15 protein-coding genes are annotated in these 12,577 nt (G+C 65.2%); 6 read left to right on the top strand and 9 right to left on the bottom strand.

Features of this window, described 5'->3' with window-relative positions; all coding sequences use genetic code 11:
- Positions 1 to 190: 190 nt before the first annotated feature.
- Positions 191 to 763, top strand: a complete 573-nt coding sequence (locus tag ACF09K_RS07300) for a DUF2267 domain-containing protein (protein ID WP_392241517.1) — start codon at positions 191 to 193, stop codon at positions 761 to 763.
- A 172-nt stretch (positions 764 to 935) separates the two neighbouring features.
- Positions 936 to 1,313, top strand: a complete 378-nt coding sequence (locus ACF09K_RS07295) for a nuclear transport factor 2 family protein (RefSeq protein WP_392241516.1) — start codon at positions 936 to 938, stop codon at positions 1,311 to 1,313.
- A gap of 147 nt (positions 1,314 to 1,460) precedes the next feature.
- Here ACF09K_RS07295 and ACF09K_RS07290 read toward each other — a convergent pair whose 3' ends face one another.
- The gene (locus ACF09K_RS07290) at positions 1,461 to 2,072 is read right to left on the bottom strand and encodes a DUF5753 domain-containing protein (protein ID WP_392241515.1); all 612 of its coding nucleotides are present in this window, start codon (positions 2,070 to 2,072) and stop codon (positions 1,461 to 1,463) included.
- A gap of 100 nt (positions 2,073 to 2,172) precedes the next feature.
- On the opposite strand from ACF09K_RS07290, the gene ACF09K_RS07285 reads away from it, so the two are divergent.
- Positions 2,173 to 3,030, top strand: a complete 858-nt coding sequence (locus ACF09K_RS07285; protein WP_392241514.1) for a hypothetical protein — start codon at positions 2,173 to 2,175, stop codon at positions 3,028 to 3,030.
- Here the strand turns inward: ACF09K_RS07285 and ACF09K_RS07280 are convergent.
- The 3 genes from ACF09K_RS07280 to ACF09K_RS07270 form a co-directional block, all read right to left on the bottom strand.
- Positions 3,018 to 3,875: an aldo/keto reductase gene (locus ACF09K_RS07280; protein ID WP_392241513.1), complete on the bottom strand. Its 858-nt coding sequence runs from the start codon at positions 3,873 to 3,875 to the stop codon at positions 3,018 to 3,020. The two genes, ACF09K_RS07285 and ACF09K_RS07280, sit on opposite strands and share 13 nt — an antisense overlap.
- Positions 3,809 to 5,005 carry a JmjC domain-containing protein gene (locus ACF09K_RS07275; protein ID WP_392241512.1) on the bottom strand — a complete coding sequence of 399 codons (1,197 nt, stop codon included), beginning with the start codon at positions 5,003 to 5,005 and terminating at the stop codon, positions 3,809 to 3,811. Before ACF09K_RS07275 ends, ACF09K_RS07280 begins: the two co-directional genes overlap by 67 nt.
- 85 nt (positions 5,006 to 5,090) lie before the next feature.
- A complete protein-coding gene (locus tag ACF09K_RS07270) occupies positions 5,091 to 5,258 on the bottom strand; it encodes a hypothetical protein (protein ID WP_391014178.1) in 168 nt (55 codons plus the stop codon).
- A 259-nt stretch (positions 5,259 to 5,517) separates the two neighbouring features.
- Here ACF09K_RS07270 and ACF09K_RS07265 point away from each other — a divergent pair, with 259 nt between their 5' ends.
- On the top strand, positions 5,518 to 6,861 hold the full coding sequence (locus ACF09K_RS07265) for a transcriptional regulator (RefSeq protein WP_392241511.1): 1,344 nt from the start codon (positions 5,518 to 5,520) through the stop codon (positions 6,859 to 6,861).
- 78 nt (positions 6,862 to 6,939) lie between these two features.
- Here ACF09K_RS07265 and ACF09K_RS07260 read toward each other — a convergent pair whose 3' ends face one another.
- Both ACF09K_RS07260 and ACF09K_RS07255 read right to left on the bottom strand, forming a co-directional pair.
- Positions 6,940 to 7,152 (bottom strand): DUF397 domain-containing protein, encoded by a 213-nt coding sequence (locus tag ACF09K_RS07260; protein WP_392241510.1) that lies wholly within the window; start codon positions 7,150 to 7,152, stop codon positions 6,940 to 6,942.
- A complete protein-coding gene (locus ACF09K_RS07255; RefSeq protein ID WP_392241509.1) occupies positions 7,153 to 7,998 on the bottom strand; it encodes a helix-turn-helix domain-containing protein in 846 nt (281 codons plus the stop codon).
- A 217-nt stretch (positions 7,999 to 8,215) separates the two neighbouring features.
- Here ACF09K_RS07255 and ACF09K_RS07250 point away from each other — a divergent pair, with 217 nt between their 5' ends.
- On the top strand, positions 8,216 to 8,848 hold the full coding sequence (locus tag ACF09K_RS07250; protein WP_392241508.1) for an ATP-binding protein: 633 nt from the start codon (positions 8,216 to 8,218) through the stop codon (positions 8,846 to 8,848).
- On the opposite strand, the gene ACF09K_RS07245 is transcribed toward ACF09K_RS07250, so the two are convergent.
- The gene (locus ACF09K_RS07245) at positions 8,845 to 9,594 is read right to left on the bottom strand and encodes an HNH endonuclease (RefSeq protein ID WP_392241507.1); all 750 of its coding nucleotides are present in this window, start codon (positions 9,592 to 9,594) and stop codon (positions 8,845 to 8,847) included. The genes ACF09K_RS07250 and ACF09K_RS07245 overlap by 4 nt on opposite strands.
- A gap of 161 nt (positions 9,595 to 9,755) precedes the next feature.
- Here ACF09K_RS07245 and ACF09K_RS07240 point away from each other — a divergent pair, with 161 nt between their 5' ends.
- Complete coding sequence (locus ACF09K_RS07240; protein ID WP_392241506.1) at positions 9,756 to 10,979, top strand: DNA cytosine methyltransferase; 1,224 nt, start codon at positions 9,756 to 9,758, stop codon at positions 10,977 to 10,979.
- On the opposite strand, the gene ACF09K_RS07235 is transcribed toward ACF09K_RS07240, so the two are convergent.
- Together ACF09K_RS07235 and ACF09K_RS07230 are read right to left on the bottom strand one after the other, a co-directional pair.
- Complete coding sequence (locus ACF09K_RS07235) at positions 10,980 to 11,387, bottom strand: very short patch repair endonuclease (protein WP_392241505.1); 408 nt, start codon at positions 11,385 to 11,387, stop codon at positions 10,980 to 10,982.
- A 257-nt stretch (positions 11,388 to 11,644) separates the two neighbouring features.
- On the bottom strand, positions 11,645 to 12,541 hold the full coding sequence (locus ACF09K_RS07230) for a NaeI family type II restriction endonuclease (RefSeq protein ID WP_392241504.1): 897 nt from the start codon (positions 12,539 to 12,541) through the stop codon (positions 11,645 to 11,647).
- Positions 12,542 to 12,577 lie beyond the last annotated feature (36 nt).

Genomic DNA, 12,577 nt, shown 5'->3' with positions numbered 1-12,577 from the left:
CGCCGCACCCTTTCGGCGGGGGGGGCGGGGGGCCGAAGGCTTAGCCGGGGGTGCCGCCCCCCCCCCCCCCCCCGCCCGGGGCCCCGGTCCCCCCCGGGGGCCCGCGGGACGCGCCCGCCCCTCGCCGCACCCCACCGCATCCCACCGGCCCGCACCCGACCGGCCCGCACCTGGAGGAGGAGCCCGAACGATGACGAGGACCGCGACGACCACCGCGCAGACGCCGAGAACGGTGATCCCGGCCCCGCAGCGGTCCGTACGCGCGACGGCCGTCGACCACGACGACCACGTCGACCACGACGACCACGACGACCACGTCGACCACGTCGACCACGACAACCGCGTCGACCGCGACGGCTGGAGTGGCTGGAGCGAACTGATCGCGGCCGTCAGGGAGTCGGGCCACTACCCGACCACCACCGAGGCCGAACACGTCACCCGCACGGTCCTGACCGCACTGGGCGGCCAGCTGACCGGCGAGGAACGCGTCGCCCTGGCCCGCGCGCTCCCGGGGAAGGCGGCCGCGCTGATCGCCTCCCAGGTCCCCGCCCTCCGCCCCCGCTCGGCGCGGGAGTTCGTCGACACGATCGCCACCCGCATCGAGGGCGCCACCCCCGCCACGGCCCGCTGGCACGCCGGCTCGGTCCTCGGCGCCCTGCCGCCCCGCATCGGCGACGCCCTGACCGACCGCGTCCTCACCCGGCTCCCGCCCGGCTACGCCCTGCTGTTCGGCCGCGCGGAACTGGCCGCCCGCACGGCCTGACCGCGTTCCCCCGTCCACGGAGCCGCCGTCGCCGGCGTACGGCGAACCCGCCGCCGGCGACAGGGAGCCGGGGGCCGGGGGAGAGGCCGCGGTACCGACCGCCGCCGGACGCGCCGGACAGGGCCCGGAGGAACGGGGCGTACCGCCGCGAGGCGACTGGTATGAGTAGTGCATGCAGGAAGAGACCGCACGATCCGCGATCGACACGTTCATCTCCGCGTTCAACGCCTCGGACGACAGCGGTGTGACGGCACTGCTCTCCCAGGCCCTGACCTCGGACGTGGTCTTCTGGGGCCCGTTGGGCCGCAGCGAGGGGATCGAGGCGGTCGAGCGGTTCGTGCTGGACATCCGGCGCCACCCGGCGGGCACCGGCACGATGGTGCGCTGCTCGGCGGTGGACATGCCGGACGAGTGGGCCCGGTACCGGTGGGTCTTCACCACGCCGGACGGAGGCCCCCGCCTGACGGGAACGGACGTCGTCCACCTGCGGCGCAGCCTCATCGACCAGGTCATCGTCTTCGCGGGGGAGATCGAACCGTCCGCCTCCTGACCGGCGTCCTCAGGCAGGTGCGACGCCGCGACGACGAGAGCCGGGGCGGCAAACCGAACCTCGCCCCGGAACCGCCACGTTGAGCAAGGCCGGGTGGCCGTGGGCCGCTTGATGCCAAGGCAGGCTGCACCGCCCTCACCGGGCGAGTCACCGGCTCCAGTGGTCGAGGGCCTTCGAGATCAGTTCCTCGGCTGCACCCCCGTAGGAGGCCGCGTCGCTGATGGCGTCGAAGGCTTTGTCGTGGAGGGCGACTTCGGACGGATCGGTGATGTCTACTCCTCGGGAGACGAGTTCGTAGTCGGCACGGCGTCCTTCGTCCGTCTCGAAGATGCTGAACGCGGGCTTGGGGATCACTGCCATCGCGGCGGTGCTGGAAAGAATCCCGAGGTTCAGTGAGGGAAGGCTGATGTCACGAAGGAGCCGTTCCATCTGCCCGCGCATGACCGACGGCCCACCGATGTTCGTGTACAGCCCCTGCTCACCGATGACGACGTCGTACCGGTGCTCCCCGTCGTAGAGGACCTGCTGCCGCTCCATCCGCTTGGCGACTCCGGCCGGCACATCGTCGGGAACCCCGAGGAACTCGACGACCTGCCGCAGGATCACGGTGGCGTACGCCTCGGTCTGCAGCGTGCCCCAGATCATGGTGGGCACGAACGCCTTGCCGTACCGCGTCCGCTGGTACCAGCGGATCACCTCGTCCTGGATGTCTTCCGTGCCGGTGGACAGTCGCTGCTGCCAGGGGGTCGTGTGTGTCATAGACCTTTCGCCTTCTCTTCAGGAGAACGGATTGGGGAGCGCGATTGGTGGTGCGGGATGGTTACCATCCAACTGTCGGACCGCTGCTACCGTCACTGTCATGTCGCTCTCGGACACCGCTGGTCGCACTGTCGATCTACGAGTTCGGCCGGTGGATGAAATTCTTCATCGCGTCGAGCGGGCGCTCCAGGTTCGCTTGGCCGCGGACACCGTGGTGCGCAAGCGGCGCTCCGTCGGCGCAAGGACGAACCGCGACACGTGGGTCCGGGTTGAGCGCCGCTCGCTGGACAAGATCGGCGACCAGGGATGGAACGGCACCGAATGTGCCGCGCGTCTGGAAAACATCGCCCAGCCGGCCTGGCAGTCATGTGTGGTCTGGCGAGACCCTGACGAGTCCGCGATGTGGCGCGCCGACGAGACCGACTTGCTGCCCGGAGCGCCGGTGGGTACGGCGGTGCTGGGTGACGCCCCACAGTTGGCGGACAACTGGTGGCGGGACCTCAGCGTCTCGCTGGACGCCCTCGCCGCGCAGCACACGACGCGAGTCGCCACGCCGGACACGGTCGCCATCACGCAGGAGCTGATCACCGAGTCCATCCGTACCGCGTTTCCCGGCGACTTCGACACGACCGTGGAGCGGTGGGTTCCAGCACACGCGGATCTGAACTGGGCCAACATGACCGCGCCCACCTTCTGCCTCTTCGACTGGGAGGACTGGGGGACCGCACCGCGAGGCCTGGACTCCGCGACCCTGTGGGCGAGCTCGCTCGCCGTCCCGGCTCTGGCGGACCGCGTCAGGCACGAGCGGCGCCGCGACTTCGAGAGCCGAGACGGCAAACTGATGACCCTGTTCGTCTGCTCGAAGATCCTCGGGCCGGAGGCGCACCCTGAGGACCCTCGGTTGGGATCGGCACGCCGCATGGCGGAGCAGGTTGTCGCAGAGCTTCAGGAGGCCTGACCGTGTAGCCGGTCACGGAGAAGGCGCCGGTACTCGTTGATGACCCGCTCATCGGCCGCACAGGCCAGCGCCTCGATCAACTCGCCCAAGTGAGCGGGCTCATCAGAGCCTACGGCGACGGCGCCCACCCGGGGGAGGAGATAGGCGGCCCGGAAGGCTGCCTGCACGTGAGAGAGGACCTCACCATCGCGGAGGAAGATGCGAGGGTCGACCTTCTCCCATAGAGGGTCGCTCGTGCTGCCTCCGAAGGGGCTCATGCCCCAAATCATTTCGTGATCAAGATCCCAGATCCCAGAGAGTCTGTCCGCGGCATCGAGCGTTCTTGCCCCCACCAGGAGGCCGGCACGGACCATGAGCACGGAGGGCCTCGGCCCGGTCCCATCGATCAGGCCCAGTAGCGGGGAGGGGTTCCAAGTCGCGATCCCCCAAGCGCCGCACAGTCCCTTGGCTGTTGTGTCGCTCAGGGCGGCACACGCACGGGCCAGGACTTCCCGGTCACGGCAGGCATCCCCTCGGAGTGAGTGTTCCGGGTTGTGTAGGAATACGACGTCCGGCTCGCGTCCGAGATCCCGGACCGCATCCTCCACGGCCGCACGCAGTCGGGAGGGGGCGAGGGAATGCTTTGCTCTGCCCGGACTCGGGAAGTAGCCGACTTTCGTGGAGACCGTGAAACTCGGCAACAGGTCGCCGGCCGTTCTCGCCAGGGTTTCATGCGAGAGGAATCCGAGGTAGTTGGTGCTGGTGTCGATCGCGGTCACGCCCAGATCCAATGCTCCGGTCAGGAGGCGGCGTTGGTGACGAGACCGGTGTAACCCGAGAACAACTCGGGGGTCAGCGACGCGCACAACTCCTCCTCCACCAGCACTCTGGCGATCTCCGTCACTTCGGCGCCAACGATCGGCGCTGCCTGATCCAGACGGACCGGTGCGCCGCTCAGCAGGAGGCGAAGAGAGGGCAGGGCCTTTGCCGCGAACGTGAGCCTCTTGCCCGACGCCAACACATCGACGTTCTGCTCGTTCTCACGGATCTGGGGAGCGAAGTGGGTGGTGCACACCACGGCGTCCAGCTGCCCGAAGATGTCAAGGAAGGGCACATGCCTGGGAAGAGGCATTGTCTCTCCGTACGCGGCCAGGAAGTCGGCAGGGGGCCGCTCACTGATCAGCCGGGTCGCTGCATCGGTCAGGGACGCGACGTCATTCCCGTGCCGACGGTCAAGATCACGCCGGAAGATCTCGCTTTCGCGACACCAGTCGCCGAGCCATGCGAGCCAGCTCGCTCCCGTGCGCTTGGTGATGCCGAAGGTGACGTGAAGGCTCTTACCTGATCCGTGGCCGCTGCGGGTCGCCTGGTGCCAGTGCCCTCGGGGAATGTGCATCACGTCGCCGGTCTCCATCACCCCGGACCAGACGATCTCCTCGCTGGGAGTGCTGTTGGGGTCAGCGTCGCGGTACATGGGCACCGGCCGAGAGGTCCCCCGTACCTCCCACTCCTTCTCCCCGGCGAGCTGGACGATCAGCACGTCGTGATCGTCCCAGTGCAGCGGGAACCCGGATGCCTCGTTGGTGGTCAGATAGGCGTTGACCTGTACCCGTTCCTGCGACCACCACTGCAACGCCCGGCACGTGACTTCCATTGTCGCGTCGAAGACGTTGGCCTGGTCAAGAATGACCGTTGCCCCATCGCGCAGAAGCCTGCCCAGACTGCGCATGTTGACCATCGGGATGCTCTGACCCCGGGGGCTGACGCTGTCGGTGAAGTAGACGGCCGGGTGCACCTCTTCGCCCTCACGGAAAACCCGGAACTGCGGGCGGTTCAGACTCCTGCGCATGGCGACATCGAGCATGCGGTTCGGGGTCAGAATGCGCGACACCATTTCCGGGTCGCTGAGGCTTCCACGCACGAAGTCCCTTCCGAGACCCTCCGCTCCCTTCCACCCGAGCGCCCTTTCGATAGCTGCGATCAACCGATGTTCCATCACTGCCTCCTCATGACTTCGACCACGTGGCGCAGAGGCGGCGGGAGCCCGCGTGTCGGAACCTGCAAGCCCCCGCCGCTCGCTGTTACTCGCCGTCGTGCAGGTTTCCGTCCCCACCGGGCCACGGCGCATCGCCTGAACTGCCGGCGTTGTCGGACCGGAGGCTGTCGTACCGGTCGTGGACAGCGGTCAGTTCCTCCACCGCGACCAGGAGTCCACTTCGGGACGGCGGCGGCATCGCGCTCTCAACCACCTTGTGCTCCTTCCTCTTCGGGGTTCTTCAAGCCCGAGGCATACGACATGCGAAGTGCTCGGCTGTGTCATGAAGCGGAGCAACTTCCATGCGGTGCGGCGCCCGGACGGTTCACCGAGAACCGCAGCCAGTCAACGGCCGTTCGGCGTGTGTTCGGAACGTTTCTGAGGGGTTTCTCTTCCCGAACGGCACCCGACTGGAAGCTCATACGGCGAGTAGCCTCATGGCTACGCCCTGCTAGGGAGACGGGAGTGATGGCGTGCCTGATGAACCGTTAGCAGGCCATCCACTGGCGTTCGTTCGCCAACTGAACGGATGGGGGAAGGCAGAACTCGCCCGGCTCATGCGAGCGCGCGGCCTTCTGCTCGGCGTCCCACTGGCAACCAATCGCACGACTGTGTGGAAGTGGGAGCATGGTCAGGAGCCTGATGCGGACGCTCAGCGTGTGCTCGGCGACTTGCTGTGTCTCCCGTACGAGGAGGTCGTTGCTGCGGGATGGCCGCGCTGGCTCCCTGTTTGGGAGGTGAAAGGAATTGCCGCTCCCTGGAACGAGGCCGGTACCGTTGAGGCGTTGGCTGATCTGGTTGGGAGTGGCCGTATGGACCGTCGGGGATTTCTCACCATCACGGGCGCCGCACTCGCGGGCCTTGCCGCGAACTGGGCTGAAGCGCCATCAGCGTTCGCCTCAGCGCTCGACGGCGACCGTGTCACGGACCAGATGGTCACAACCATTGAGCAGCGCATCGGCACACTGCGCACGCTCGATGACCAGCTCGGCGGGGCCCGGCTTCTGGAGCAGGCGCGAGGCGACCTCGCTCTGATCTCCGGTCTCCTCAGTGCCGGCCGTTACACAGAAAAAACCGGAAGCCGCCTGTACAGTCTGGCGGCCCAGGTGTCCCATCTGACGGGGTGGATGGCCTACGACGCAGGCTTGCGGTCAGCCGGTCAGCAGTACTACGTAGGCGCCCTTCGTAGCGCCCGCACCGCAGGAGACGACGCCTTCGGCGCCTTCGTCCTTGCGGAGATGGGTGTCCACGTTTCCGAGGCAGGGAGGACGGCGGAGCGGGTCGAACTCATCTCGACCGCCATCGACAATGCTCCCCGGACACTGCCTGAGTACACCCAATCGTTCCTCTACCTGCACCAAGCCGAGGCGCTCTCCCGGGACGGCGATCACCAGAAAGCCGGATCGGCTCTGAATCACGCCGTTTCCCTCTGGGACCGCCGTACGGAAGACGAGTCCCCTGACTGGCTCAACTGGTACGGCGAAGCCCAGCTGAAGTCGACCGAGGGCAAGGTCATGCTGCGTTCGGGCCAGGTGGAACGTGCCACCAGCTCGTTGGAGAACTCCGTCAAGAACGCCGCGCCACGAGACAAGGCCGTCCGGTCCAGCCGCCTGGCCGAGGCGCGTCTTGCCGGCAACGACCTGGAAGGGGCACTCGACGCCGCGAACTACGGCGCGGAGCTTCTGGAAGGCAACGTCAGCTCCGTGCGAGCTGTCGACCGGCTCAAGGAATTCTCCGAACGGCTGGGGCCACACCAGTCGGTGCCAGCCGTCCGGGAGTTCCAGGAGCGGCTACGGTCGTTGCCCGTCGCGGTGTGATTCCCCCGCTGGCGCACAACATAGGCCAGCGGTTCGACCTTCACGTCACCGTGTTGGACGGGTCCAGGGAACGTTCGGCTACGATCCCGCGTCGCACAGCCCGGAGACTCCCACGAACCTCTGCCACGCCTCGGCTGACACCGCGACGCGGGGACCGCCTGGAGACTTGGAGTCGCGTACAAGCACACCTGCGGGCACAAAGGCCGTCTCCACGCACTCCGTCGTGTTAGCGCCGCTGTACGAGGACTTGAACCAGGTGGGCTCGAAGCCGGGGTGATGGCTGAGGGGCATTCACAGCTCCTTGCGGATGCGGTGGATCAGGGACGAGGAAGCCTCCAAGTCCAACGCTTGCGCCTGGAGATACTCGAACGCAAGTCTGTATCGATCGAGTTCCTCGTCCTTCTCCAGGAAGAGGGAGCCGGTGTGGAAGTCAACGTAGACCACGTCGAGGGCCGGTTCAGGGCCGCCGATGATGACGAAGCTCCCCAGTGAGGCGCCGTGCGCGCCCTTGGCGAAGGGCAGCACCTGGAGCGTGATGTGAGGCGACTCGTTCGCCTCAAGCAGCCGGTCGAGCTGGTCCCGCATGATCTCCGGTGATCCGACCACTCGTCGGATCACCGACTCATCGAGGATCGCCCATAGACGCAGTGGTTTCGAGCGGGTGAGAATCTCCTGCCTCTTCATGCGGATGTCGACCAGGCGGTCGATCTCCGATGCCTCCAGGGGGATCTCGTTGGCCTTCTGCAGCGCAGTGCTATAGGCGCGGGTCTGCAGGAGCCCGGGGACGTAGACGCACGCGAAGTGGCTCTCGCGTACCGCCTCGTCCTCCAGCGTCAGCAACAGGTTCATGCTCTCCGGGATGGAGTCGGAGAAGGAACTCCACCAGCCTTGCTGCTTGGCGTTCTTGGCGATGGCGACGACGGCCCGGCGCTCAGCCTCAGTTGCGTCGTACTCGCGGCACAGAGCGTCGACCACCAGCCACTTGACCGGGCCGGCCTGCGTCTCGTACCGGCTCACCGTTGCCTTGGATACGCCGACGAGACGCCCGGCCTCCTCGAGAGTGAGCCCTTTGCGAGCGCGCAACTTGCGCATCATCGCGCCGAGTTGACGCCGACGGGTAGTGGTCCGGTCGGACATGTGGCTCCTTCGCCATACGCCGGGCGACGGAGCCCGGAGATCCCCATCAGGCTAGGCAGCGGGAGAGGGCCCGACCATTGGATTCACTCGATGGAGTCTGATGAGAAGTTACACAACGAGACTTCTCCATGCCATGCTCTCTTTCGGACCGCTACGCAGTGCAGTCGTACGGATACGGCAGGCGCAGCATGTGCGTGGCATGCAGGGAGGAGTGGTCATGTCCGGCTACGAATTCGCCGAGCCAAGGCTTCGATGCGTGCTGCCCTTCGAGGCGGCACCGGCAGAAGTGGGTCTGCTAAGGCGAGCCGCATCCAAGCAACTGAGTCAGTGGGGCACGCCCGTAGCGATCGACGAGGCGGAACTGCTGGTAACGGAACTGGCCACCAATGTCGTCAAACATGTCGGCGAGGGTGCGTCAGCGACGTTGATCCTCGAATGGCGGGGAGAACGGCTACGGCTCGAAGTCCACGACAAGAGTCAGGCACTGCCGTCACCGAAGGTCGCGGACTGTGACGAGGTGTGCGGCCGCGGGCTGCACATGGTGGCCGCGCTGGCAGCCGACTGGGGCGCGATTCTCACGACGGTGGGTAAGGCGGTCTGGTGTGAGATCGCCACTGGCTTGGTGTACGCCTGCCCCCACATCGAGCGGGCTGCGGCAGTGCTGGAGAACTATCAAGGTGCGAGCCGGGCCACTGCTCTAGAGGGGAGAGGGGGTAACGGAGCACTGGCGGAGTCCGCGGTGGCCTTGATCGCAGACTTGCTCCATTGGACCGCCGCCAGTGGGCATGATCCGGACGACATCCTCGACCGTGCGCAGATGCACTACGAAGCCGAAGTGGATGCCGCCTAATGAGCGCCTTCCTCAGCGGTCTTGCGCATCCTTTCCCGGAGAGCAGTCGGCGTGCGCCAGGATTCTCCGGGACGGCACCTGTGGCACATGCGGTGGCAATTGGCGCACAGGCATGCCAGGTCGTCGAGCTTGGTCTCCCGCGTTCCCAAGGTATGGAGAGGTGTGACGTGGTGCACCTCGATGTAGCCCTCGCCCAGGTCCCCGTAGGCACGAGCAAAATCGAAGTCACATACTTCGCACTGGAGGGGGCCGCCGCGCCGCCGTACCTGGTCGATCTTGCGGGCGCGGAGCTTGGGGTTCCGCTCACGAGCGAGCGCGCGCCGAACAAGGAGACGTCCTTCGATGGCGCTGAAGCCGCTCTCGTCGACTTCGTCGGGCTGCGGGGGAATGAGATGCAGCTCGCCCGTGCCGATGGCGTCTTCGATGGCCTGCGCGGCCTGGAGCATGTCGCTCTCACGCTTGGTGAAGGCTTCGATCATGAGCAGAGTGGGCTTGCCGCACCGGGTGGCCTTGCCGGCATAGTGCCCGTGGTTGGTCATGAAGTCGGTGGTCTTGCGGCTGACGCTGTCAGGAGACCGGAAGCTGGGCAGTGTGAGCGCTTCCGGTCCGTGGATCGGCAGCGAGCGAAGCAGCTCCGACAGCTCGTGTACCTGCGGGTTACTGGTCCGCAGCTCTCGCCAGCCGTTCTTCACAACGAGCGCCCCGGCGAGCAGCAGCTCGTCCTCAGTCCAGGAAGGTATCCGCATGGGCCGTATCGTATGAGTGTTCGGTGTGGCGGACGAGGTGTCCAACGAACCGCGGGGCGTGCTGCTCTCTCGGGAGAGTCTCGTTGTCAGTGGGGTCTGTCACCCTCAGTGTTGGCGGATGGCAAAATGTGTCCGCCGCTGTACGGCTGTAAGGAGGGTGCATGACCCGCACTAACCAACCCAACGACCCTGAGCAAGGAATCGAGGAGCCTGAGTTCACCTCGATCGAGATCTGTGCCGGAGCGGGTGGGCAGGCGATTGGACTGCATCAGGCGGGGTTCGGTCACCTTGCCCTGGTGGAGATCGATCCCTATGCAGCCAAGACACTGGAGACGAACGTCGGGTCCCACCCTGAGTGGGTCTGGGAGAAGGAGAACTGCGACGTTCTGCCGCCGACGGACGTCAACGACTTCAGCCGGGACAAGCATCTGCGGAAGAGCGCGGAACTGCTCCAGCGGCGCGGCCTAGACCTTCTGGCAGGCGGCGTTCCGTGCCCGCCTTTCTCGCATGCCGGCAAGCAACTCGGCAAGGCCGACGAACGTGATCTCTTCCCGCGGATGCTGGCACTCATTGACGAGTTGAAGCCCAGGGCCGTGATGATCGAGAACGTGCGGGGGATCATGGACCCGAAGTTCGACGACTACCGCGACTTCATCAAGGCGAAGATCCAGGGAGGCTCGTACCGAGGCGACGATGGCCAGGTCGTCTGGGAAGACGGTCTTGGTTACAAGGTGTGCGAGTGGGCCGTTCTGGAGGCTAGTGACTTCGGAGTTCCGCAGCTCCGCCCCCGTGCCATCTTGGTTGCTTTCCATGAAGACGTCTTGAAGGACGTCAAGTACGAGTGGCCAGTTGGAACGCACGATGAACACGTCAGCGTTGCTGAGGCGCTGAAGGTGTCGATGCACGCCCGGTACAAGCCGTACCTCAACGGTGCTCATGCTGAGCGGGCTCGTGCGGCGTATGACCGTTGGCTCCGAACGGCGCAGGGCCGTCATCAAGAGCTCCTTGAAAGGGGCGGCGGTATCGCGCCGACGCTGGTCGGTGGGTCCAAGAAGCACGGTGGCGCAGATCTTGGTCCTAGCCGCGCAAAAGCAGCGTGGAAGCACCTTGGGGTCAATGGCCTGGGTGTGGCCAACGATCCCGAAACATGCAGGAAGAAGGGCACTGAAGAGCGCGACCTCTTCAGTGCGGAGGGGCCGATGCTTACTGTGCAGCAGGCTGCGATCATTCAGGGCTTCCCTCCGGAGTGGCAGTTTGCGGGTGGCAAGACCGCGCAGTACCGGCAGGTAGGCAATGCTTTCCCGCCGCCCGTAGCCAAAGCGGTGGGTAAGTCAATCGCAGAGGTCTTGAGGGCCGCGCGCGAGCGGGAGAGCAAGAAGAAGTGATTACTGTTCCTGCTTGCTATTTGTGGGAGTAGAAGTACGCTTTTTGGCGACCTCTGAACTGATCCGGGCTGCACACTCTGTGGCCGGTTCATGCTCCCAGAACCGGAGCACCGTCCAGCCGGCTTCTTTCAGCCGCTGGTCGGTGTCCCGGTCGCGGGCAATGTTCCGAGCCACCTTGTCTGACCAATAGCCTGGATTGGTCTTCGGCGGTACGTAGTGCTCGGGGCAGCCGTGCCAGTAGCATCCGTCGATGAAGACAGCCACCTTCGTCGGCCCGAAGACCATGTCAGCCGTTCGGCGGAGTGTTGGCAGAGGCTTAGCCGCCACTCGGTATCGCAGACCTTGAGCGTGCACGAGTCTCCGGATCAGCCACTCTGGCTTGGTATCCCTGCTTCGGATGGCCTGCATGTTCCTGCGGCGGGCGGGGGACGAGGCCCAAGATCCCTCTGGCGGCACCCAAGCCGATGGGGAACCCGCTTTTGGTTCGTCGCTCTCTGCCGGTCTCATCATCATCGGATCAGTGTCTCAGTGAGTTGTTCGTACGGTAGTACCCGTCGCGGCTTGACACATTCCTCCCAGTCGGCGAGCTGTTTCTCGTTTTCCACCTTCCTTTAAATTTTGAGGACAATGAGTTGGGTATAGGTTTAATTTACTATTAAGCTTGCTCAGGTGGCAGTGTGTTTTGGAAGGAATGGGCCTGCTTCTACTGGATCGATAGGCTTAGCGAGGACCCATTCACGTCCGTCAAGCTCTACTCGCGGTCGATCTCCGTGATGGGGTTTAGCTTCGGCAACCCGGAAGCTGACGAGCTCGCCGACCTGTGGTATAGGTGCGCCAAGAGTGCGGGCGACAGCTTGGTGTTTGCTGTAGTGGCCGGGGATGAGGATCCCGCGCTTTCTCAGGACAGTGCGCGCTCGCCCCGGGGCCTCGCGTACTCGGGCCATGTAGTCGTACTGCTGGGCGACGGTGCGGACCACTCCTCTGCCGATTCGCCTCATCTGCACGCGCTCAAAGAGCTCGTTAACCCGGCGCTGACCGGAAGAATGGGACAAGATCGCTGATCGAGTACCTGGATCGAGGTGAAGGAGAACGTTCTCTGGCAGCTTGGCGTCCTGCCAGAGCCAGTGAATCTTGTTGCGGTGCTCAGCCTTGACGGTGAGCTTGAGATCTCTGTTGTTGCCGCCATTGAGCCACTCGTGCTGTATGCGAAGGAGACCGGCGCTCCAGCGAGTTTTGTAGTCGTCGGCCCACACCAACAGGCATACGTGTCCCACCGCCTCAGGCGGAATCATCCAGCCGCCGAACTGCTGTGAGTACTTACAGTCAACGTCGACCCCTGCGATCTCATAGTCCATGTTCACGCCGTCATGGAACCTGAATTCTCGCTGCAAGTTGATCTCAACCAGAGTGCCAGCGTGGGTCTTTTCCGTCTTGAACAGGGTCTTCCAGTCGTAGCGTCCGGTGACCTCACCGTTGAGTAACTGGTCGATGGTGTCGCGGAGGACCGAAGCGAACCGCTGTCCGGAGGGGTCCAGGGAAAGGATTCGCTCGTGCACCTTCACGAGTTCAGGGTCATTTTGCCTAAGGGGGTGATGGGA

This window comes from Streptomyces sp. NPDC014882 (assembly GCF_043081325.1).
Classification (GTDB): domain Bacteria; phylum Actinomycetota; class Actinomycetes; order Streptomycetales; family Streptomycetaceae; genus Streptomyces.
The sequence above is the reverse complement of the archived record's forward strand: the minus strand, read 5'-3'. Positions and strand labels throughout refer to the sequence as shown.

What these genes read in the sequence shown, in the direction of transcription:
- ACF09K_RS07290 (WP_392241515.1), bottom strand. Translation starts at nt 2,072, where the DNA reads ATGACACACACGACCCCCTGGCAGCAGCGACTGTCCACCGGCACGGAA.
- ACF09K_RS07275 (WP_392241512.1), bottom strand. Translation starts at nt 5,005, where the DNA reads ATGGAACATCGGTTGATCGCAGCTATCGAAAGGGCGCTCGGGTGGAAG.
- ACF09K_RS07250 (WP_392241508.1), top strand. Translation starts at nt 8,216, where the DNA reads ATGTCCGGCTACGAATTCGCCGAGCCAAGGCTTCGATGCGTGCTGCCC.
- ACF09K_RS07300 (WP_392241517.1), top strand. Translation starts at nt 191, where the DNA reads ATGACGAGGACCGCGACGACCACCGCGCAGACGCCGAGAACGGTGATC.
- ACF09K_RS07295 (WP_392241516.1), top strand. Translation starts at nt 936, where the DNA reads ATGCAGGAAGAGACCGCACGATCCGCGATCGACACGTTCATCTCCGCG.
- ACF09K_RS07260 (WP_392241510.1), bottom strand. Translation starts at nt 7,152, where the DNA reads ATGCCCCTCAGCCATCACCCCGGCTTCGAGCCCACCTGGTTCAAGTCC.
- ACF09K_RS07285 (WP_392241514.1), top strand. Translation starts at nt 2,173, where the DNA reads ATGTCGCTCTCGGACACCGCTGGTCGCACTGTCGATCTACGAGTTCGG.
- ACF09K_RS07245 (WP_392241507.1), bottom strand. Translation starts at nt 9,594, where the DNA reads ATGCGGATACCTTCCTGGACTGAGGACGAGCTGCTGCTCGCCGGGGCG.
- ACF09K_RS07235 (WP_392241505.1), bottom strand. Translation starts at nt 11,387, where the DNA reads ATGCAGGCCATCCGAAGCAGGGATACCAAGCCAGAGTGGCTGATCCGG.
- ACF09K_RS07240 (WP_392241506.1), top strand. Translation starts at nt 9,756, where the DNA reads ATGACCCGCACTAACCAACCCAACGACCCTGAGCAAGGAATCGAGGAG.
- ACF09K_RS07255 (WP_392241509.1), bottom strand. Translation starts at nt 7,998, where the DNA reads ATGTCCGACCGGACCACTACCCGTCGGCGTCAACTCGGCGCGATGATG.